At 41.7% G+C, this 21,235-nt stretch carries 17 protein-coding genes; all 17 read right to left on the minus strand.

The window, feature by feature from the left end:
* Positions 1-5: 5 nt before the first annotated feature.
* The 17 genes from NSR00_RS05200 to NSR00_RS05280 all read right to left on the minus strand — a co-directional run bounded on the left by NSR00_RS05200 (position 6) and on the right by NSR00_RS05280 (position 21,029).
* Positions 6-1,262: a M16 family metallopeptidase gene (locus NSR00_RS05200; RefSeq protein WP_340787448.1), complete on the minus strand. Its 1,257-nt coding sequence runs from the start codon at positions 1,260-1,262 to the stop codon at positions 6-8.
* A 23-nt stretch (positions 1,263-1,285) separates the two neighbouring features.
* Positions 1,286-2,242 (minus strand): polysaccharide deacetylase family protein, encoded by a 957-nt coding sequence (locus NSR00_RS05205; protein WP_340787451.1) that lies wholly within the window; start codon positions 2,240-2,242, stop codon positions 1,286-1,288.
* A gap of 102 nt (positions 2,243-2,344) precedes the next feature.
* Complete coding sequence (gene pnp, locus NSR00_RS05210) at positions 2,345-4,456, minus strand: polyribonucleotide nucleotidyltransferase (RefSeq protein ID WP_340787453.1); 2,112 nt, start codon at positions 4,454-4,456, stop codon at positions 2,345-2,347.
* Positions 4,457-4,619: 163 nt separating this feature from the next.
* Complete coding sequence (rpsO, locus tag NSR00_RS05215; protein ID WP_063386709.1) at positions 4,620-4,889, minus strand: 30S ribosomal protein S15; 270 nt, start codon at positions 4,887-4,889, stop codon at positions 4,620-4,622.
* A gap of 128 nt (positions 4,890-5,017) precedes the next feature.
* Positions 5,018-5,998, minus strand: coding sequence for a bifunctional riboflavin kinase/FAD synthetase (gene ribF / locus NSR00_RS05220; RefSeq protein ID WP_340787455.1), 981 nt, complete (start codon positions 5,996-5,998; stop codon positions 5,018-5,020).
* Between the two features lie 21 nt (positions 5,999-6,019).
* Entirely contained in the window at positions 6,020-6,937 is a 918-nt protein-coding gene (gene truB, locus NSR00_RS05225) for a tRNA pseudouridine(55) synthase TruB (protein ID WP_340787458.1), read from the minus strand.
* A gap of 71 nt (positions 6,938-7,008) precedes the next feature.
* Positions 7,009-7,368, minus strand: a complete 360-nt coding sequence (gene rbfA, locus NSR00_RS05230) for a 30S ribosome-binding factor RbfA (RefSeq protein ID WP_063386706.1) — start codon at positions 7,366-7,368, stop codon at positions 7,009-7,011.
* Positions 7,369-7,384: 16 nt separating this feature from the next.
* A complete protein-coding gene (locus NSR00_RS05235) occupies positions 7,385-7,663 on the minus strand; it encodes a DUF503 domain-containing protein (protein ID WP_063386705.1) in 279 nt (92 codons plus the stop codon).
* The gene (infB, locus tag NSR00_RS05240; RefSeq protein ID WP_340787462.1) at positions 7,663-9,819 is read right to left on the minus strand and encodes a translation initiation factor IF-2; all 2,157 of its coding nucleotides are present in this window, start codon (positions 9,817-9,819) and stop codon (positions 7,663-7,665) included. Before infB ends, NSR00_RS05235 begins: the two co-directional genes overlap by 1 nt.
* Positions 9,820-9,838: 19 nt before the next feature.
* Positions 9,839-10,138: a YlxQ family RNA-binding protein gene (locus NSR00_RS05245; RefSeq protein ID WP_063386703.1), complete on the minus strand. Its 300-nt coding sequence runs from the start codon at positions 10,136-10,138 to the stop codon at positions 9,839-9,841.
* Positions 10,135-10,419 (minus strand): RNase P modulator RnpM, encoded by a 285-nt coding sequence (rnpM, locus tag NSR00_RS05250; RefSeq protein WP_063386702.1) that lies wholly within the window; start codon positions 10,417-10,419, stop codon positions 10,135-10,137. The genes NSR00_RS05245 and rnpM overlap by 4 nt, the downstream gene beginning before the upstream one ends.
* 12 nt (positions 10,420-10,431) lie before the next feature.
* Entirely contained in the window at positions 10,432-11,553 is a 1,122-nt protein-coding gene (gene nusA / locus NSR00_RS05255) for a transcription termination factor NusA (RefSeq protein ID WP_094246027.1), read from the minus strand.
* A gap of 23 nt (positions 11,554-11,576) precedes the next feature.
* Complete coding sequence (rimP, locus tag NSR00_RS05260) at positions 11,577-12,053, minus strand: ribosome maturation factor RimP (protein WP_063386700.1); 477 nt, start codon at positions 12,051-12,053, stop codon at positions 11,577-11,579.
* A gap of 173 nt (positions 12,054-12,226) precedes the next feature.
* Complete coding sequence (locus tag NSR00_RS05265; protein ID WP_340787465.1) at positions 12,227-16,552, minus strand: PolC-type DNA polymerase III; 4,326 nt, start codon at positions 16,550-16,552, stop codon at positions 12,227-12,229.
* A 118-nt stretch (positions 16,553-16,670) separates the two neighbouring features.
* Positions 16,671-18,371, minus strand: coding sequence for a proline--tRNA ligase (locus NSR00_RS05270; protein WP_066246473.1), 1,701 nt, complete (start codon positions 18,369-18,371; stop codon positions 16,671-16,673).
* Between the two features lie 35 nt (positions 18,372-18,406).
* Entirely contained in the window at positions 18,407-19,666 is a 1,260-nt protein-coding gene (gene rseP, locus NSR00_RS05275; protein WP_063386697.1) for an RIP metalloprotease RseP, read from the minus strand.
* Positions 19,667-19,802: 136 nt separating this feature from the next.
* Complete coding sequence (locus NSR00_RS05280) at positions 19,803-21,029, minus strand: IS110 family transposase (RefSeq protein WP_044897903.1); 1,227 nt, start codon at positions 21,027-21,029, stop codon at positions 19,803-19,805.
* Between the last annotated feature and the right edge of the window lie 206 nt (positions 21,030-21,235).

Below are 21,235 nucleotides of genomic sequence, written 5' to 3' on the forward strand. Positions count from 1 at the left end.
ATCCATCATAGCAGGCATTTTAATTCTGGAATTGCAGAAGAAAGATTCTCTTCCGGACTAATTAAAGATACAGCATATTCATCTGTAAAAATGTGTTGAATAAGTTCATTGACGCTCATGATATCAACACGGTTAACCGTTTCGATAATTTCATCCAAAGATCGATGTTTGCCTAAGAGCAGCTCATTTTTGCCGTTTCTGCTCATTCTTGCATTTGTACTTTCAAGACTAAGCATTAAATTCCCTTTAATTTGTTCTTTTGAATGCATTAATTCTTTTTCAGTAATACCGCTTTTTTTCAATTTTTCAATTGTTTGAAAAATCGTTTCAAATAAAATATTCAGCTGGTTTCTTCCAGTCCCACCATATATTGTGAGCACTCCGCTGTCTTCATATGAAGTGTGGTAAGAGAAAATAGAATAAGCAAGCCCTTTTTCTTCCCTCACCTCTTGGAATAAGCGACTTGACATGCTCCCGCCCAAAATATTGTTTAACACAATTAAGCTGTAAATGTCGTCATGACCGACTCTCAACCCTTTAAACCCAATGCAGAGATGCGCTTGCTCCGTCTCTTTTTTCTTGGCGATTTTTTGGTCCAAAAAAACCGGTTCCTTATATTTTTCTTTTTTTTGAGACGACTTAAAATTGCCGAACCATTTCTCAACCTCTTGAATAAAGCTTTCTTGAACGTTTCCAGCTACTGAAATGACGATATTGTCAGGAGTATAGTATTTTTCCATATAGCTTTTCAACGCATCGCCGGTAAAACTAGATAAAGTTTTTTCTGTGCCTAAAATCGGATAGCCAAGCGGATGATCGCCAAACGCAGCCTGACTTAACAAATCGTGCACAATATCGTCTGGAGTATCTTCATACATTTTGATCTCTTCTAAAACAACATTTCGTTCTTTGTTTAATTCTTCTTCTTCAAATACTGAGTTGAAAAACATATCAGCCAGCACTTCAAGTGCATAATTTGCATGCTCATCGAGCACTTTTGCATAATAGCAGGTGTATTCTTTCGAGGTGAAGGCATTCACCTGACCGCCAATTTTGTCAAAAGCTTCTGCAATTTCTCTAGCTGTTCTTTTTTCTGTTCCTTTAAAAAACATATGCTCTAAAAAATGAGAAATGCCGTTTGTTTCTTTCGTCTCGTTTCTAGAACCTGTGCCAATCCAAACTCCGATAGCAACGGAGCGAACAGTCGGAATGGATTCTAAAATGATTCTAACACCATTTTGGCATGTATATTTCTTGATCAAATTGTAACCCCCTGTTCTTCCAATCAGTCAAGACGTTTTTCATCCAGCAGACTAGAAAGTGAACCGATGGAAAGATTTTTTTCTTTAATCTTTTTAATTAATGAATCTAGACTCTCTGCGGTCGATGACGTCGGATGCATTAAGATCATGGCGCCGTTATGAATTTTTGACATCACTCGATTGATTAACGTTTCAGGCCGCGGCTTTTGCCAATCAATCGTGTCAACAGACCACATGATCGTTTCCATGTTCATATCTGCCGCTATATCTACGACCTCCTTGCGAAAGCTGCCGCTTGGAGGCGCAAACCATTTCACGTTTTTTCCTGTCGTCGCTTTGATGATTTTGTTCGTCTCTTCCATCTCTTGTCTAATTCTTGCAGACGGCAGGCGGGCCATATCTGGATGCGAGTATGAATGATTTCCAATTTCATGGCCGTTTTCTACAATCATTTTAGCCAGTTCAGGATTTTCTTTTACCCATCTTCCTTCTAAAAAAAACGTCGCTTTGACATGGTGCTTTTTTAGCACGGCCAACATTTTAGGAAGATACTCATTTCCCCATGCAACATTTATTAAAAAGGATACCATTGGCTTATCCGGATGTCCACGGTAGATCGCTTCGTTCGGCAAATCGCTTAAATGAACAGAAGGCGGAATTTGCTTGAATACAAGAAGCTTCGGATCAAAAGAACCCTTTTTCTTCATTCTCTTATACGATGCGTCAATGTCGACTGATCGCCCATTATAACCGGGCGTTTTTTTCCAAACTCTATGTATTTCAGCATTTTCCGGAGGAATTTCATACTCTTTTGCTTTGGCAACGATTTCTTGATACAACGAATCTCCGCCAGATACAGCCAATTCATGCTTTGCTTTTAATTGCTGAAGAAAGATCAATGTATAACGATTATCCAATATGACATAAGAAAAAAGTATGATCAATATAAAAATGGCTATTTTCCCTTTTTTTCGCTTCATCGCAACATCCCCTTTTTCACTTATAAAACTATGAAAAAAGGGGACAAGATAGAACTGTCAACCGCAAAAATGGAAAAGAAGCCGGGTTTTCCCTGGCTCCGGTCAAGACTTTTGCTGCTCTTTTTGGTCCCTTAAAACGGCCTTTCTTGATAAATTGACACGACCTTGTTTATCGATTCCCATCACTTTGACTAAAATTTCATCACCGACTGACACAATATCCTCCACTTTTCCTACCCGCTCTTCTGCAAGCTCAGAAATGTGGACAAGACCATCTTTTCCGTTAAACAGTTCCACGAATGCGCCGAATTTCTCGATCCGTTTAACTTTTCCTAAATACATTTGTCCGACTTCAATTTCTCTTACAATATCTTCAATAATTTTCTTCGCTTTTTTATTCATTCCTTCGTCTACGGAAGAAATGTAGATTGTGCCATCTTGTTCAATATCGATTTTTACTCCTGTTTCTTCAATGATTTTGTTAATTTGTTTTCCGCTAGGTCCAATCACGTCACGAATTTTATCCGGATTGATGACCATGGTTAAAATTTTTGGAGCATATGGCGATAATTGTTTTCTCGGTTCAGAGATTGTCGCCAGCATCGATTTCAAAATTTCAAGGCGGCCTTTGCGAGCTTGTTTTAACGCTTCTTCTAAAATTTCACGGGACAAGCCTTTAATTTTAATGTCCATTTGCAGCGCGGTGACGCCTTTTTCTGTACCAGCGACTTTAAAGTCCATATCACCAAGCGCATCTTCCATGCCTTGAATATCTGTTAAAACCGTATAGTTGTCACCAGATTTTACAAGTCCCATTGCAATTCCAGCAACAGGCGACTTAATCGGCACGCCGGCATCCATCATCGCTAAGGTGCTTGCACAAATGCTCGCTTGTGAAGTTGAACCATTTGATTCAAGCACTTCTGAAACGAGACGAATGGTGTACGGAAAATCGCGCTCGGAAGGTATGACTGGCTCAAGCGCTCTTTCTCCCAACGCTCCATGACCAATTTCCCGTCTGCCAGGCCCCCTCATCGGACCGGTTTCCCCGACACTAAATGGCGGGAAGTTGTAGTGATGCATAAACCGCTTTGATTCTTCTACGCCGAGTCCGTCAAGTATTTGTACGTCTCCTAAAGCTCCGAGCGTACAAATAGACAGAGCTTGTGTTTGACCGCGGGTGAAAAGACCTGAACCGTGCGTGCGCGGCAAAATTCCGACGGAAGACGATAATGGACGGATTTCGTCAATTTTTCGTCCGTCAGGTCTCACTTTTTCTTCTGTAATGAGACGGCGCACTTCCTCTTTCACGAGCTTGTGCAAAATTTCTTTTACTTGCTTAATCGTTTCTTCATCTGCTTCTTCTTCCTCAAATATTGCGACAGTCTTCTCTTTCACTTCATTAATAGCATCTTCGCGGGCGTGTTTTTCAGGCACTTGGATAGCTTGCAATAAGTCGGCAAGAGCCATTTCACGAACTCTTTTTTCAAGCTCCTCATCGATTTTATATAATTCGACTTCCATTTTTTCTTTTCCGATTTTTTCTACAATCTCTTCTTGGAATGCAATCAAACGTTTGATTTCTTCATGGCCAAACATGATTGCTTCTAAAATCGTTTCTTCAGGCACTTCATTGGCTCCTGCTTCCACCATGTTGATGGCATCTTTCGTGCCGGCTACGATTAAATGGATATCGCTTTTCTCAAGCTGTTCGACAGTTGGATTAATGATAAACTGGTCATCAAGGCGGCCGACCGTGACACCGGCAATCGGACCTTCAAACGGAATGTCCGATATTGACAGCGCGAGCGAAGATCCAAACATAGCCGCCATTTCGGAAGAACAATCTTGGTCGACGCTCATCACCATGCTGACTACTTGAACCTCATTGCGAAACCCTTCTGGAAACAGCGGGCGAATCGGTCTGTCGATTAAACGGCTCGCTAAAATAGCTTTTTCACTCGGTCTACCCTCTCGTTTAATAAACCCTCCCGGGATTTTACCGACAGCATAAAGCCTTTCTTCATAATTGACCGTTAGGGGAAAGAAATCCACTCCTTTTGCTTCCTTCGAAGCGGTTGCCGTACATAAAACGACCGTATCTCCATAGCGGACTAAAACGGCGCCGTTCGCTTGCTTCGCCAGCTGGCCGATTTCAACAGTCAGCTTCCGTCCGGACCAATCTATGGAAAAAACATGTTTCTCTTGATCCATACTTGTTTTGAACCCCTCTTTCATTGACAAAGTCTATCTTCGCACATAAGATTGTACAAAAATGTTATTTTTAAACTTTTCAATCTATATCGTTTTTATGTAATCTGTCATAAACTTTTTTGAATACAGTAAAAAAGCGGGAAATCTCCCGCTTCCATACAACTTAACGACGCAAACCGAGTTTATTGATGAGTTGACGGTACCGTGCAACATCTTTATTGCGCAAATACGTCAACAAATTACGGCGTTTCCCAACCATTTTCAAAAGACCTCTGCGTGAATGGTGGTCTTTTTTGTGAACGCGCAAATGCTCATTTAAAATGTTGATTTTTTCAGTTAGGATAGCAATTTGCACTTCAGGAGAACCAGTATCTGATTCATGTGTTTTAAATTGCTCAATCACTTCATTTTTCCGTTCTTGAGTTAAAGCCATCCTTGTCCACCTCCTAAATATAATCCCCGGCTACCTAGCAAGCGTCGGTGACTCGCGTTGCCACGCAGCGGTTAAAAGTTACAAGAATAAGAATACTATTTTTCCCAAGAAAAAGCAAGGAGGTTCCATTAAAAATTTTTTTCAGCCGTGATTTTATCCGATTCTGTCAGCCGCTCAAAAAAATCTTTTGCTTCCTTGATATCCCGTTTGATTTGGGCAATTAATTCTTCCACACCAGAAAACTTTTGTTCACTGCGTATTCGTTTGAACCATTTTACGGTCACATCTATATCATAAATTTCTTCATGAAAATCAAAAATATGAACTTCTATGCTCGGCTTGTCCGGTCTTTTTTCATGAAATGTCGGCTTATAACCGATATTGCATATGCCCGCATATTCCTTCCCATTCATGCTGATTTTGACCGCATATACCCCTGTCGGAGGAGTAATGTAGGATTCGCTTAGTTCAATATTTGCGGTTGGAAAGCCGATAGTCCGCCCTCGCTTTTCTCCATGGATTACCTTTCCGGATACTTGATGAGGCCGCCCTAGAAGAGAGCATGCATAAGAAACATCACCATTTTTAATCGCGTTTCGAACGAGGGAAGAGCTGATTTTTCTTTCACCGTCTGTCAGCTTTTCAACCGTCGTATGCGTAAAAGCTCCTCTTGAATAGAAAGGCAAAGTTTCCATTGTTCCTTTTCCAAACCGGCCGAATGTAAAATCAAAACCGGCCACAACGTGAATGGCATTTAATCCGATAATATATTGATCGACAAATTGTTGAGGCTGAAGCGAGCTAAAGCTTTCTGTAAATTCGACTAAATACAATCGATCAATTCCAAGATCTTCAATAAACTTCAGTTTCTCTTGTAAAGGAGTAATATATTCTATTTGTTGAATATTTTTTTTTAAGACGATGGATGGGTGCGGATCAAATGTCATCACCGCACATTCAACATTTAATTCTTCAGCCTTCTGTTTAGCTGTTTGAATGACTTTTTGATGCCCTTTATGGACTCCATCAAAAAATCCGAGCGCCATTACCGATTTCGGCACATTTTGTTTTGCCAAATGGTGTGGATGTGTTATTTTTATCATTTTCACCGAAAGTTCCCCTTTTCTTACCTATTCATTCGTTTTTAACACCTTGACGGGTTTAAGCACATTGTTTTTTTCTGAATGCTTTTTATATATGGCAATAATTTCTCGATTATTCCATATTGCTACAACATCATTTTGTCCAATATGCTGGAAATCCTCGTTCATTTCCAACATCGCTCCGTTTTTTACTTTCTTTGCTAATGTATCATTTATTTTAATTTTCGGCAATTGATTTAATGCTTCCTCTATGGTAAGAAAACCGTTTGGCAAATCTCCCGTTTTTAAACATTGCTCGACCGCAGAAAACGTGACGCAGTCATGTAAATGAAAACGGCCGGATCTTATTCGCACCAATTCAGACATGTGAGCAGGATACCCTAATTTTTCTCCGATCATGACCGCGAGAGTTCGAATATATGTCCCTTTTGAGCAAGAGACTTGAATGGAAAAGGAAGCCGTTTTGTCATGTTGTTTTATATCGCTTAAAAGGTGCATGGCATGAATGACAACCCTTCTTTTCGGCCTTTCGACTACTTTCCCTTCACGCGCGTATTCGTATAATTTTTTTCCATTCACTTTTACAGCAGAATACATTGGCGGAATTTGTTCAATTTCTCCGCGAAAGCTTTCCAGCACTCGTTCAATTTCCTCTTTTGATGGCGGGAGCTTTACTTCTTTTACAGCAATAATGCTTCCAGAAGCATCCTCTGTTTCAGTGGCAGCTCCTAATGTTACTTTAGCGATGTATTCCTTATTCTCAGCCATTAAATATGACGAAATTTTTGTTGCCTTGCCGATGCAAATAGGGAGCACGCCTGAGACATCCGGATCTAATGTACCAGTATGCCCCGCTTTTTTCGTTCGAAACAATTTGCGCACTTTTTGGACACAATCATTTGAAGTCATTCCTCTAGGTTTATGTAAGAGAAGAACGCCGTCCACAGTCACACCTTCCTTTTGCCAGCTGCAATCATGAAAAAAGAACCCGTTACACAATTGTGAAACGGGATGCCTCAGCTTTCATGATCTCTTTCTTCTTTTTTCAATTCATGGATTAATGATTCGATTCGATTGCCATAATCAATTGTCTCGTCAAATTCAAAATGAATTTCCGGAGTTTTCCGCAGCCGAATCCGCGACCCGATTTCAGAGCGGATAAATCCTTTGGCTTTCGCCAGCGCCTTCATCGTGTTTTCCTTCTGTTCCTCATTTCCCAATACAGAAATATATACTTTAGCGATTTGCAAATCCCCTGTTAAGCGAACGTCCGTTACAGTTACAAATCCAATTCTCGGGTCTTTAATTTTTCTGCCAATAATATCGCTTAGCTCTTTTTTCATCTGTTCAGCTACTCTGTTTGCTCTTAGGCTCATTTCATCACCTCATTTGCTAAAACCAGTCAAATGTTGTAATGGTTCGTTCAATTTCAGGAAAAGAATCGATCAACTTCAATGCCTGGTTCAGTTCTTTTTCCGCGATGGCGCGGCTCGATGCAAGGCAGGCAATGCCGATTTCGGTCCGCTGCCATGCATCCTGAAAGCCGATTTCTGCAACACTGACATTAAATTTGTTTTGCAGTCTTTTTATAATTCGTTGCACTACTGCACGTTTTTCTTTTAAAGAAGAAGCTTCAAAAATCATGCATTCACATGATACCATCCCGAGCATTATTTTTTAACTTCCTCCATGATGAACGCTTCAATCGTGTCGCCTTCTTTAATATCGTTAAAGTTTTTAATCGTAAGTCCGCACTCATATCCTTGAGCAACTTCTTTTACATCATCTTTAAAACGTTTTAAAGTGTCAATTTCTCCTTCAAAAATCACGACTCCGTCCCGAATTAAGCGAACGCCGCTGTCGCGTGTAACAGAACCATCTGTGACGTAGCAGCCGGCAATTGTACCGATTTTAGAAACTTTGAATGTTTGCCGCACTTCAAGGGTACCGATCACTTTTTCTTCGTATTCAGGATCAAGCATACCTTTCATAGCCGCTTCGATTTCTTCGATCACTTTATAAATGATGCGGTGAAGGCGAATGTCGACGTTTTCCGCTTCCGCTGTTCTCTTCGCATTCACATCCGGGCGAACATTAAAGCCGATCACAATAGCGTTGGAAGCAGAGGCAAGCATGATGTCATATTCCGTAATGGCACCGACACCGGTGTGAATAATTTTTACTTTTACTCCTTCAACATCGATTTTTTGAAGAGCTGATGAAAGAGCTTCAACGGAACCTTGCACATCTGCTTTGACGATTAAATTAATTTCTTTCATGTCATTTTGCTTAATTTGTTCAAATAAATCATCAAGGCTTAGCTTTGTCTTTTCGCTGCGCTGCTCTTCCAGCTGTTTTTTCGCACGGGCTTCACCGATTTGACGCGCTTTTTTCTCATCTTCAAATACCATAAATCTGTCGCCGGCTAATGGAACTTCATGAAGACCGGTGATTTCAACCGGAGTGGACGGTAAAGCTTCTTTTACACGTTTTCCGACATCATTCACCATCGCACGCACCCGTCCATATGTGTTTCCGACAACAATTGGATCACCGACACGAAGCGTTCCGTTTTGAACAAGCAATGTTGCAACTGAACCTCTGCCTTTATCAAGCTTTGCTTCAACAACCGTACCGGTTGCAAGACGATTCGGATTCGCTTTTAACTCTTCCATTTCCGCAACGAGCAAGATCATTTCCAATAGTTCAGGAATTCCGTCACCTTTTAATGCCGAAATTGGCACAAATATCGTGTCGCCGCCCCAATCTTCCGGTACAAGGCCATGTTCCGTTAATTCCTGCATCACACGGTCAGGATTTGCCGTCGGCTTATCCATTTTGTTGACCGCTACAATAATCGGCACATTCGCAGCTTTTGCATGGTTAATTGCCTCAACTGTCTGCGGCATAACACCATCATCTGCAGCAACGACTAAAACAGTAATATCTGTTAATTGAGCACCGCGGGCTCTCATTGTTGTAAACGCTGCATGGCCAGGTGTATCTAAAAATGTGATCTTTTTCCCTTCCACTTCAACCTGGTAAGCGCCGATATGCTGCGTAATGCCTCCAGCTTCGCCTTCAGCCACTTTTGTTTTTCGAATGGAATCTAAAAGAGTCGTTTTCCCATGGTCAACATGCCCCATAATTGTCACAACAGGAGGACGGCTGACAAGATCTTCTTCCTTGTCTTCGATTTCATACTTTTCAAATTCTGTTTCATCGAAAACAATTTCTTCTTCCACTTCAACACCGTATTCAGAAGCGATCAGTTCGATAATGTCCTTCTCCAGTTCTTGGTTGATTGTTGCCATGACGCCGAGCATCATGAGCTTCTTAATGATCTCTGACGGTTCTTTATGGAGTTTGGTGGCAAGCTCAGCGACTGTTAAAGAGCCTTGATACGTAATTTTGGACGGCAATTCTTTTTTGCTTGGAGCTTCATTTTGAACCGCTTTTTTGTTTTTCTTTCCATTTTTTTTGTTTTTATGTTTCGTTTGTTGAATCGGAACGTTTTGTTTGCGTTCCTTTGGAGAAGGTTTTGTGCCTGATTTTTTCTTGTTCAATACGATATCACCATCGTCATCATATGAAATGTCATCATATGCTGCATGCTTTTCTGCCTTTTGTTTTGGTTGATGATCTTTTTGAACGTTTTTCTTAGGTTGTTCCTTTTGATATCGTCCATTGAGTTTTTCAATTGTATTGCTGTCGATCATTGACATGTGGTTTGCAACATTTATATTCATTTCTTTTAATGTATGGATTACTTCTTTGCTCGTTATATTTTGTTGTTTTGCATATTCATATACTCGCATTTTACCCATACGTTCACCCCCAAAGTAGTTATTCAAGTAGAAGCTTCAACTTCTTGGCAAAACCTTCTTCCGTCACGGCAACAACTACTCTTTCTTCCTTACCGATCGATTGCCCAAGTTCGTATCGGTTCGGGGCAATCACGAGCGGAACTTTATAAAACGAACATTTATCCGTAATTTTTTTCTTCGTGTTAGAAGAAGCATCGTCTGCCAATAAAACGAGTTTTGCACGCTTATTTCGAACCTCTTTCAAAACAAGTTCTTCTCCTGAAATCACTTTTCTTGCCCGATAGGCGAGGCCTAATAAAGATTTCCATTGTCCATTCATGGCAATGAAGGTTTCTCCTTCTCAGCTAGCTGAATTAATTCATCATATATAGATTCCGGAACAGGCGCATCTAAATGGACGGATAGCACATTTTTCTTTTTCGCCTTTAAAATACAGTCTTTATCAAGAGTGATATAAGCACCGCGTCCATTTTTCTTTCCTGTTAAATCAACCGAAACTTCTCCTTCTTTCGAACGAACGATTCGAACAAGCTCCTTTTTGGGTCTCATTTCGCCAGTCGCCACACATTTTCTCATCGGAATTTTCTTTTGCTTTGCCACTGGTAACCACCTCTATTCGTCTTGTTCTTCTCCGTGTTCATCATCCGTATTGTCCAATTGGAATAAACTATCATGCTCTTCGCGAGGATAGATGTTCAGCTCTCTCGCTTCCGATTCGCTTTTAATATCAATTTTCCATCCAGTTAATTTGGCAGCGAGGCGCGCGTTTTGCCCTCTTTTGCCAATCGCAAGGGATAATTGATAATCAGGAACGATGACGGTTGTAGCTTTTTCCTCTTCATCGACAATAACGTCCAAAACTTTTGAAGGACTTAAAGCATTTGCAACAAATTCAACAGGATTTTTAGACCAGCGAACGATATCAATTTTTTCGCCATTCAACTCGTTTACAATTGCTTGAACACGCTGGCCTTTTGGTCCAACGCATGATCCGACCGGGTCAACTTCCGGATTGTCGGAATGAACCGAAATCTTTGATCTGTCACCTGCCTCCCGGGCGACTGATTTAATTTCCACTGTCCCGTCATATATTTCCGGAACTTCCAATTCGAATAAACGCTTCAACAGCCCCGGGTGTGTTCTGGAAACAAAAATTTGTGGTCCTTTCGTTGTTTTTTCTACTTTTGTAATGAATACTTTAATTCGGTCATGAGGTTCGTATTTTTCATTCGGCATCTGTTCCGATTGTGGGAGGAGAGCCTCTATTTTCCCTAGACTTACGTATATATATTTGGGATCAGTTCTTTGGACGATTCCGGTCATGATATCTTCTTCACGATCAATAAATTCCGAATAAATGACTCCTCTTTCGGCTTCACGAACTCGCTGCGTAACGACTTGTTTCGCAGTTTGTGCAGCTATTCGTCCAAATTCTTTCGGTGTCACTTCAATTTCAACGACATCGCCGATTTCATATTGGGGATTGATGTTCATCGCATCATGGATGGAAATTTCCAAACGGGGATCCGTTACTTCTTCCACCACTTCTTTTCTCGCAAACACCTGCATCGTACCTGTTTCGCGATTAATATCGACACGCACGTTTTGCGCTTGGTTAAAGTTGCGTTTGTATGCAGAAATGAGGGCAGCTTCAATCGCATCTATAATGACATCTTTACTAATGCCTTTTTCTTTTTCTAATACTGTCAAGGCATCTAAAAGTTGGCTGTTCATAAAATGATGTTCCTCCTCATCACTTAAATATTAAATGAAACGGCAAGTCTAGCTTTTGCAATTTTTCCCCAAGGAATTTCCACTTGTTTAGTTTTTGTTTTCACTCTTATTTCGAGTGTGGCAATCTCGCCGTCAAAATCCGTTAAAACCCCTTCAAAATGTTTTTCCCCGTTGATCGGCTCGTAAGTTTTGAGTGCGACATTTTTCCCGACAGCCTTTTCAAAATCGGCCTTTGTTTTTAAAGGGCGTTCAGCGCCTGGAGAAGATACCTCCAAGAAATAGTTGTGAGGAATCGGATCGATTTCATCCAGCTTTTCGCTCAGACGTTCGCTTACCATACCGCACTCTTCAATATCGACACCATCTTCAGAATCAATAAAAAGCCGTAAATACCAATTTTTTCCCTCTTTTACATATTCAATATCTACTAGTTCCAGCTGCAAATTTTCAAGAATTGGCGATGCTAGTTCTTTGACGAGATCTGTTATAGATTGGCTCATATTTTCCTCCTTAATTTCAGCGTTTCAGAAAGGGACATCTATTTAATCGTCATAAAAAACTAGTTCCAATAGGAAAGAGTGGGTTTTTTCCCCACTCTTTCGTTAGGCTTTTTTTAGCATTTCCATAAATGAATATAACATAACCTAATCAGGTTTGCAAATTGAATCGCAAATCAGAAAAGGGAGAGCTGATTTTGCTCAGGCAGCGATGCCAAACAGCCATGATTTTCAAGATATTCCATAATCGTTTTTGAAATTTTTGTCCGCTCCTGCAGATCCTCTTTGGATAAAAATTCTCCTTCTTCTCTCGCTTTGACAATATTGATGGCCGCGTTCGTACCAAGCCCTGGTATCGAATTAAACGGTGGTATCAGGCTGTCGCCGTCAATAATGAATTCTTTGGCTTGAGAGCGGTATAAATCTACTTTTTGGAATGAAAATCCACGCTCCGTCATTTCAAGTGCCATCTCCAATACGGTCAGCAAGCTCTTCTCTTTTGGAGAAGCATCGAGCCCTTTTGCACTGATCTCTTCAATTTTCGCTCTGATTGCGGTGCTTCCTTTGATCATCGTTTCGATGTCAAAATCGTCCGCTCTGACTGTAAAATAAGTTGCATAGAATAGCAGAGGAAAATGCACTTTAAAATATGCAATCCGCACAGCCATTAATACATAAGCTGTCGCGTGAGCTTTTGGAAACATATATTTGATTTTTTTACAAGATTCAATATACCAGTCTGGAACGCCGTTCTTTTTCATCTCTTCTTCCCATTCGGGAATCAAGCCTTTTCCTTTCCGAACCGACTCCATAATTTTAAAGGCTAACGACGGCTCCAATCCTTGATAGATTAAATAAACCATAATATCGTCGCGGCAGCCAATGACCTCACTTAATGTACATGTGCCGCTTTGAATCAGTTCTTGTGCGTTTCCTAGCCAAACATCTGTCCCATGGGACAATCCTGATATTTGGACAAGCTCTGAAAATGTCGTCGGTCTTGTTTCCTCCAACATTTGGCGGACAAATCGCGTGCCGAACTCTGGGATCCCTAGAGTGCCCGTTTTACAGCCAATCTGCTCCTCTGTCACGCCAAGTGATTCGGTTGAGGAAAAGATTTTCATTACTTCCGGATCATCTGTTGGAATGGTCTTCGGATCGATTCCGCTTAAATCTTGAAGCATTCTGATGACCGTCGGATCATCGTGCCCTAGTATATCAAGCTTTAATAAGTTATCGTGAATGGAGTGGAAATCAAAATGTGTCGTTTTCCAATCAGCGCTTGTATCATCTGCCGGATATTGAATTGGAGTAAAATCATATATATCCATATAATCGGGAACAACGATGATTCCTCCGGGATGCTGTCCTGTCGTCCGCTTGACCCCCGTACATCCTTTCACAAGCCGATCGACTTCTGCACTGCGGAAATGCAGATTATGATCGTTCATGTAGCCGCGGACAAATCCGAAAGCTGTCTTTTCGGCAACGGTGCCAATTGTTCCTGCACGGTACACTTTATCTTCACCAAACAGCACTTTCGTATAATTGTGTGCTCTCGGCTGATATTCACCTGAAAAATTCAAATCAATATCAGGCACCTTGTCTCCTTTAAATCCTAGAAACGTTTCAAACGGTATGTCATGCCCGTCCTTTTTATATGGTGCTCCGCATTGAGGACAATTTTTATCAGGAAGATCGTATCCGGATCCTACAGAGCCGTCATTGAAAAATTCGGAATGCTTGCATTTTGGACAAACGTAATGAGGCGGAAGAGGGTTCACCTCAGTAATTTCCGTCATCGTGGCAACAAAGGATGAGCCGACTGATCCCCTTGAACCGACCAAGTACCCGTCATCCAAAGATTTTTTTACTAGTTTGTGAGATATCAAATAAATGACGGCAAATCCGTGGCCGATAATGCTTTTCAACTCTTTTTCAAGCCTTGCTTGAACGATTTCCGGCAATGGGTCTCCGTATATTTCTTTGGCACGATTGTAGCTCATTTCCCGAATTTCTTCTTCGGCACCGTCTATTTTCGGTGTATACAGATCATCTTTAATCGGTTTTACATCACCTATGAGAGAGGCGATGTACTGGCTGTTTGTCACAACAATTTCTTTCGCTTTTTCATCGCCTAAAAAACGAAAAGCATCCAGCATTTCATTTGTTGTACGGAAATGCACATCAGGCAATGTATGGCGGTTTAAAGGATTCGCTCCCCCTTGCGAAGAAATTAAGATTTTCCGGTAAATTTTATCTTCCTTGTTTAAATAATGGACATTGCCTGTTGCCACAACCGGAATCGACAGCTTTTCCCCTAGTTTGACTATGTTTGCAATGATTTCTTTGATCGCTTGTTCATTTCGAACCTGCTCCGTCTCAATTAGAGGGGAATATACTTCCGGCGGATGCACTTCGAGAAAATCATAAAATGAAGCCATCTCTTCAACTTCTTCTGGACCTTTTTGCATCATTGCTTCGAAAATTTCTCCCTTGTCGCAGCCTGAACCAATTAAAATGCCTTCCCTATGCTTTAACAATACAGAACGGGGAATGCGCGGAACGCGATAAAAATATTGAACATGGGAAAGAGATACAAGCTTAAATAAATTTTTCAGCCCTGTTTCATTTTGCACAAGAAGCGTCGCGTGAAACGGTCTTGCCCGCTCATACGCTTTTGAATCCCCAGTCCGCTCATTCAGCTCATCATGATAAAGAATTCCTCGTTCATTTACCTCTTGCAGCAATTTTACAAGCAAATAGCCGGTTGCTTCCGCATCATAAATGGCTCTATGATGCTGTACAAGCTCTATATCAAACTTTTTGCACAATGTATTCAGGCGGTGGTTTTTTAAATTAGGATATAAATATCTTGCAAGTTCAAGAGTATCAATGACAGGGTTGTCCGCCTTTTTAACCTGCAAATATTTTTTGTAGCCTGCATTAATAAAGCCCATGTCAAAGCTTGCATTGTGGGCAACTAAAATGCTGTCGGCAGCCCATTCTTTAAATTTGTACAATACTTCATCGACGTCGGGAGCATTTTGAACCATATCATCGGTAATTCCCGTCAGTTCTATCGTTGTTGCTGAAAGCGGATGGTGAGGGTTGGCAAACGATTCAAATCGGTCGATAATTTCCCCGTTTTTTATTTTCACCGCTGCAAGTTCAATGATCGTGTCGTATACAGCCGAAAGCCCTGTTGTTTCAACGTCAAACACAACAAAGGTATCTTCGCTTAAAAGTCTGTGCGATTCGTTATAAGCAATCGGTACACCGTCATCAACAATATTGGCTTCAAGACCGTAAATCATTTTAACGCCAAACTTTTTGCTTGCAGCATATGCCTCTGGAAAAGATTGGACAACTGCGTGATCTGTCAATGCAATCGCTTCATGGCCCCACATTTTAGCTTGTTCAACAAGATCTGTGATCGATGTGACGGCATCCATTTGGCTCATCTGCGAATGAAGGTGCAATTCCACCCTTTTCTCTCCTTCAGGTGCGGTATCGAGCCGTTTTTTCGGGTTGATTTCATTAATGTCATTGGCAATCATGACAAGATCACGAACAAATGTATCGTTTTGAATACTTCCGCGAACTTTCAGCCACATTCCTTTTTTGATCGATGCAAGCAATGCATTATCTTCTTTATCGCGGCCGAACATTTTGACTAAAATGGAATTGGTATAATCGGTAATTTTAAACGTGCATAACGTTCTTCCGCTTTTTAATTCCTTTGTTTCCGCCTCAAAAACATATCCTTGAACGACGACTCTCCGCTCTTCATCAAAAATGTTATCAAGAGTGCGAATTTCTTCGTCATCTTTTATTTTGTATCCGATAATAAGAGGACCTTCCTGCTTTTTAGGCTCCAGAGTTTGATTTTCCTTTCCATTTTGCTTCATTTCCATCATTGCTTGTAAAATCCGCTCTTCGTCTTCTTTTTGCTTCTGCTCCAAAAATTTTTCCCATTCTTCGTTAGATGCATCGATCACCGTGTCGATAGTCAGCTTTGGAAAGCCGTACTTCTCGTACGCCTGCTGGATGATAGGGCCGTATTTTTTCTTGATCGTTTCATTTTCCGTCTCATTTCTCGTGCGAATCATTAATTTTTGCTTTTCCAGCTTCGGCATTTGTTCTTTTAACAGGGATAATATCGGCGGAGAAACCCCCTCCATTTCTTGGAGGCAAAACTCCCAGTAGTCTTGAACGAGCTGTTCATCATATTCTTGTTTCACAGTTGTAATGTGAAACGTAACATTGGCTAAATGAGAAAATGTTTTGTTCAATCTTCTATCAAACAATTGCAGGATACGAAATGGAAGAATGTTTTCAAGCCGAAAAGAGAAATCCCATAATTTAGATTTTTTATGAACTGTTAATTTTAAGATCGCTCCGTTTTGGAAATAAGGGTAGATTTGATCATCCGTCATTTCAAGCTGTTTCAGCAAAATCTGAAACCGTTCTTTTTGCTGCTGCAAGTCTTTATCATCCATTGGTTTCCCCTCTTTCCCAAAAAGTTAATAGGGGGCTTGACCCGTTTGACAAATTATCATAAAGGCAAGACCCCCTACTCTTTACCTATGCCAGCTTCATCTGCGGCATCCAGCTTCATTAGCGGAGAAGTTTGGCAAGCTGCTCTTTTAGCTGATCAACAGAAACTTCTATACTATTTCCGCTTTTTCTTTCTTTCACTTCTACAATCCCTTCACCAGCTCTTTTTCCGACCGTTATTCTGACAGGAATGCCAATTAAATCACTGTCAGCAAATTTCACACCCGGCCGTTCAGCACGATCATCATAAAGGACTTCGTATCCTTTCGCCTGCAAATCGTGATAAATTTGCTCTGCAACCTTGACTTGTTCTTCGTTTTTCATATTAACCGGAATAAGGTGGACTTCAAACGGAGCTAATTTATTAGGCCAAATAATTCCATTTTCATCATGAAATTGCTCGACCACCGCAGACAGTAAGCGTGAAACACCGATACCATAGCATCCCATGATGATAGGGTTTGTTTTTCCCTTTTCATCTAAAAATTCTGCCTTCATCGCTTCACTGTATCTTGTGCCAAGCTTAAAGACGTGGCCGACTTCAATGCCTTTCGCGAACTTGATCCGTCCCTTTCCGTCCGGCGAAGGGTCCCCTTCCTGAATAAATCTTATATCTTCATACTTGGTAACGGTAAAATCCCGATCAGGGTTTACTCCGATATAGTGCAAATCGTTTTCATTTGCCCCGCATATTCCATTTACGACTGCTTGAACTGCATAATCTGCGACAATTTCCACTTTGTCGGATGCGCCGATCGGTCCTAAAAATCCGGGTGAAACTCCCATTACCTGCTCTGTTTCTTCAGCTGAAGCAAGTTCAACAACTGATGCCTGATAAAGGTTTTTCAGTTTCACGTCATTGACCTCATGATCACCGCGGACAAGAACAAGAACGAACTTTTCATCTACTTTAAATAAAACGGATTTTATTAATTTTTCCTTCGGAACTTGGAAAAACTGCGCCACTTCTTCAATGGATTTTTTGTTTGGCGTTTCTTTTTTTTCAAGCTCCATGAGCGGTTCGTCAACCTTTTCATAAGATGCAACTACCGGAGCCATTTCAATATTTGCTGCATAATCGGACGAATCAGAATATGCGATCGTATCTTCTCCGATTTCCGAAAGCACCATAAATTCATGAGTATCTTTACCGCCCATTGCTCCCGAATCAGCGATGACTGCGCGAAAGTTCAACCCACATCGAGTAAAGATGCGGCTGTATGCTTCTCGAACCTGTTCGTACACTTCATCTAAGCTTTCCTGTGTAGCATGAAAAGAGTAAGCATCTTTCATAATGAACTCTCGTCCCCGCAAAAGTCCGAACCGCGGACGCTTTTCATCTCGGAACTTCGTTTGAATTTGATAAAGGGTGAGCGGCAGACGCTTATAAGATTTGATCTCATCTTTTACCAAACTTGTTATAACTTCTTCATGAGTCGGACCTAAAGCAAAATCACGTTCATGACGGTCTTTCAATCTCATTAATTCTGATCCGTATGAATACCAGCGGCCAGACTCCTGCCAAAGTTCTGCTTGCTGCAAAGCCGGCATTAGCAACTCCACCGCTCCGATCCGGTTCATTTCCTCTCTGATAATATTTTCAATTTTGGTTAACACTCTATGAGCAAGAGGCAGATACGAATAAACACCGCTAGCTGTCTGCCGAATGTATCCGGCACGCAACAGCAGCTGGTGGCTTTTAACTTCCGCATCTGCTGGATTTTCTCTCATTGTGGGTATAAATGACTGACTCTGTTTCATTTAAAGCACCTCGAATTTGATTTCTATATTATTTTTTAAAGGAAAAACTTTTGGATGTCATTCCATGTCACAACGAGCATTAACAGCATTAGAAGTGCAAATCCGATAAAGTGGACGATCCCTTCTTTTTGTCGATCAATCGGTTTTCCCCGGACCGCTTCAATGGCAAAAAACAATAAGCGTCCTCCATCTAGAGCTGGAATTGGAAGCAAGTTCATAATGCCAAGGTTAATGCTTAAGAGAGCCGTCCAGCTTAATAGGCTTGTCAAGCCTGTTTCTGCAACTTTTCCTGTCATATCATATATGCCGACAGGTCCAGAGAGCATATCAATTGAAAATTGTCCGGTTATCAGCTTCCCAACCGCAAATATTATTTCTTTCGACCATGTATAGGTCTCAACTAAGCCATATTTCAAAGAACCGAAAAATGTTTTTTCAACCGGGGAATAAACTCCTATTTGGCCGATCGTTTTGTTTTCGGATTTCACAGAATCCGGCGTTACCGTCATTTCCAATTCTTCTCCGGAACGTTCAATTGAAAAAAGAAGCTCATTCTCCGGATTTGCTCTGATCATTTCAACGACATCTTTCCACGAATTCATCGGCGTTCCTTCTATTTCTTTTACAACATCGCCTTCCCGTAATCCTGCTTGTTCAGCCGCGCTGTCAGGGACGATTTCTCCTAAAACCGGTTCATTCACGGGCACTCCTTGGCTTAGACCGAGGTAAAACAAAACTAAAAACCCTAATAGAAAATTCATAAAAGGTCCGGCAGCAATGGCGAGCGTTCTTTGAACGAGCGTTTTTGAAGCAAATTGCCTGTTATAAGGTGCAATTTGAATTTCTTCACCGTCAACTACATAAAAGGATGTTTCGCTTACTTCAAACCTTTTTAGACCGCTGTCTTCTCCATCTTCATAGCCTGTGATAAACATTCCATGTTCCAAATCTGCTTGTTCAACTTCAATCACTTTTGCATTAGGATACTTTTCTTTTCTGTTTAAAATAATTTTTTCAACTTGTCCTTTCTGATTAAACAATAGTCCAACCTGATAGCCAGGTTTGACCTCAATCATCTCCGGGTCTTCCCCCGCCATGCGCACGAAGCCGCCGATAGGCAAAAGCCTGATCGTATAGACCGTTTCTTTTCGTTTAAACGACAAAATTTTCGGCCCGAAGCCGATTGCAAATTCACGGCATAAAATGCCTGCCCTTTTCGCCATAACTAAGTGCCCTAATTCGTGGAAAAACACCAATACGCCAAAAATAACGACAAATGCGATCACCGTGTTCACTTATTTTACCACCTCTATCCCGAAAATTTAAGTCCATGAAAAAAGCACAAAAAATCCAGGGGGTGTTAACACCAGCAGATTGGTATTTGCTGGAATAAGTCATGTTTATGCACCTGATGGTTACTGTTTCGGTTAACTACGCTGTTTGATTTGACGGCTCTACCATGACCTTAAACCCTAGTGTTTCCAACTTCCGAATCGCTTGTCTGGCGACTTGATGGCGCTTGCGTTCTTCGTAGTAATGTGGACCAAGTTCGATGTAAGTCTGCTTCTTTTTGAGGAGATGGTAGACAATAGTCAGGATGCTATGAGCGACCGCAACCGCTGCACGATTGGCCCCCCGGCGTGCAGCAATACGGTGGTACTGGCTGGATAGATAGGTGTGTTTGGACCTAGCAGCGGCACGGGCGGCTTCCACCAGGGTGCTACGAAGCTTCTGGTTTCCCTTGCGGGTTTTCCCTGACTTTCGTTTTCCGGCACTTTCGTTATTCCCTGGGGCGACTCCTGCCCATGAACACAAGTGAGCTGCCGAAGGAAACTGTGTCATGTCAGGGCCAATCTCAGCCAAAATATGCTCCGCTGTGCGCCGACCAACGCCGGGGATCGTATCTAACCGCTCCAGGTCATCTTCAAAAGGGCGCATCCGCTCCTTGATTTCAGCATCCAGTTCTTCAATCAAGGCATCTAAGTGATCAATATGCTCAAGCTGGGTTTTAAGCATCAGGCGTTGATGAGGGCCGATGAGGCCCTTCAGGGCCTTTTTCAACTCCTCTTTCTTCCGTTTGAGACGGCGCTGAGCCAGTTCGGATAGCACATCGGGGTCAGTTTCACCATTAATTAAAGCCTCGATCATGGCTCGACCCGATTTGCCCAGCACATTGGTCGCCACCGAGGAGAGTTTGATGTTAGCCCCTTCCAGTACCTTCTGGATGCGGTTGATTTCGCGAGCCCGCTCTTCAATCAGGCTGCGACGATAACGGATGAGTTCCCTCAACTCCCGTTGCTGGCGGTCAGGGATGTAACTACCTTGTAGCAATCCATGGCGTAAGAGTCCAGCGATCCACTCGGCATCCTTTACATCTGTTTTGCGACCAGGCACATTTTTGATATGTTTGGCATTGACCACTAAAATCTTGATGTCTTCCATCTCCAACAGGTTATAAATTGGCTTCCAGTAGGAACCTGTACTTTCCATGGCCACGTGAGTGACGCCATGCGCCTTGATCCAGTCTACAAGCATAAGCAAGTCTTCAGTCATGGTAGAAAACGTGCGGATCTCTTGATGATCCGGAGTAATAATACAAGCGACGACGTTCTTCTTATGAACGTCTAATCCACAAACATGAGTATGGATAATGTCCATGTTCGTTCCCCCATGCCTAACATGTAATAAACACAGGCTGGCGGTGCAACGACCATACACGTCATTCTATCCCGCGTGCTTCCCCAGGGAGCAACAGTCTGTGGTGCACCAGGTCGTCGGGGTCTGTCTAATTAACGGGCTCATGGCACCAAGGTAAGACGACCTCGCTGGCCAGCCTAAGATTAAGTATACATGGACGAACTATT

It is taken from the genome of Aeribacillus sp. FSL K6-8394, assembly GCF_038008865.1.
In the GTDB taxonomy this organism is placed as follows: domain Bacteria; phylum Bacillota; class Bacilli; order Bacillales; family Aeribacillaceae; genus Aeribacillus; species Aeribacillus composti.

What these genes read in the sequence shown, in the direction of transcription:
- rimP (WP_063386700.1), bottom strand. Translation starts at nt 12,053, where the DNA reads ATGAGCCAATCTATAACAGATCTCGTCAAAGAACTAGCATCGCCAATT.
- NSR00_RS05270 (WP_066246473.1), bottom strand. Translation starts at nt 18,371, where the DNA reads ATGAAACAGAGTCAGTCATTTATACCCACAATGAGAGAAAATCCAGCA.
- NSR00_RS05235 (WP_063386705.1), bottom strand. Translation starts at nt 7,663, where the DNA reads ATGCTCGGGATGGTATCATGTGAATGCATGATTTTTGAAGCTTCTTCT.
- rpsO (WP_063386709.1), bottom strand. Translation starts at nt 4,889, where the DNA reads ATGGCTTTAACTCAAGAACGGAAAAATGAAGTGATTGAGCAATTTAAA.
- rbfA (WP_063386706.1), bottom strand. Translation starts at nt 7,368, where the DNA reads ATGAGCCTAAGAGCAAACAGAGTAGCTGAACAGATGAAAAAAGAGCTA.
- NSR00_RS05280 (WP_044897903.1), bottom strand. Translation starts at nt 21,029, where the DNA reads ATGGACATTATCCATACTCATGTTTGTGGATTAGACGTTCATAAGAAG.
- NSR00_RS05245 (WP_063386703.1), bottom strand. Translation starts at nt 10,138, where the DNA reads ATGAATGGACAATGGAAATCTTTATTAGGCCTCGCCTATCGGGCAAGA.
- pnp (WP_340787453.1), bottom strand. Translation starts at nt 4,456, where the DNA reads ATGGATCAAGAGAAACATGTTTTTTCCATAGATTGGTCCGGACGGAAG.
- NSR00_RS05205 (WP_340787451.1), bottom strand. Translation starts at nt 2,242, where the DNA reads ATGAAGCGAAAAAAAGGGAAAATAGCCATTTTTATATTGATCATACTT.
- nusA (WP_094246027.1), bottom strand. Translation starts at nt 11,553, where the DNA reads ATGAACAGCCAACTTTTAGATGCCTTGACAGTATTAGAAAAAGAAAAA.
- infB (WP_340787462.1), bottom strand. Translation starts at nt 9,819, where the DNA reads ATGGGTAAAATGCGAGTATATGAATATGCAAAACAACAAAATATAACG.
- NSR00_RS05265 (WP_340787465.1), bottom strand. Translation starts at nt 16,552, where the DNA reads ATGGATGATAAAGACTTGCAGCAGCAAAAAGAACGGTTTCAGATTTTG.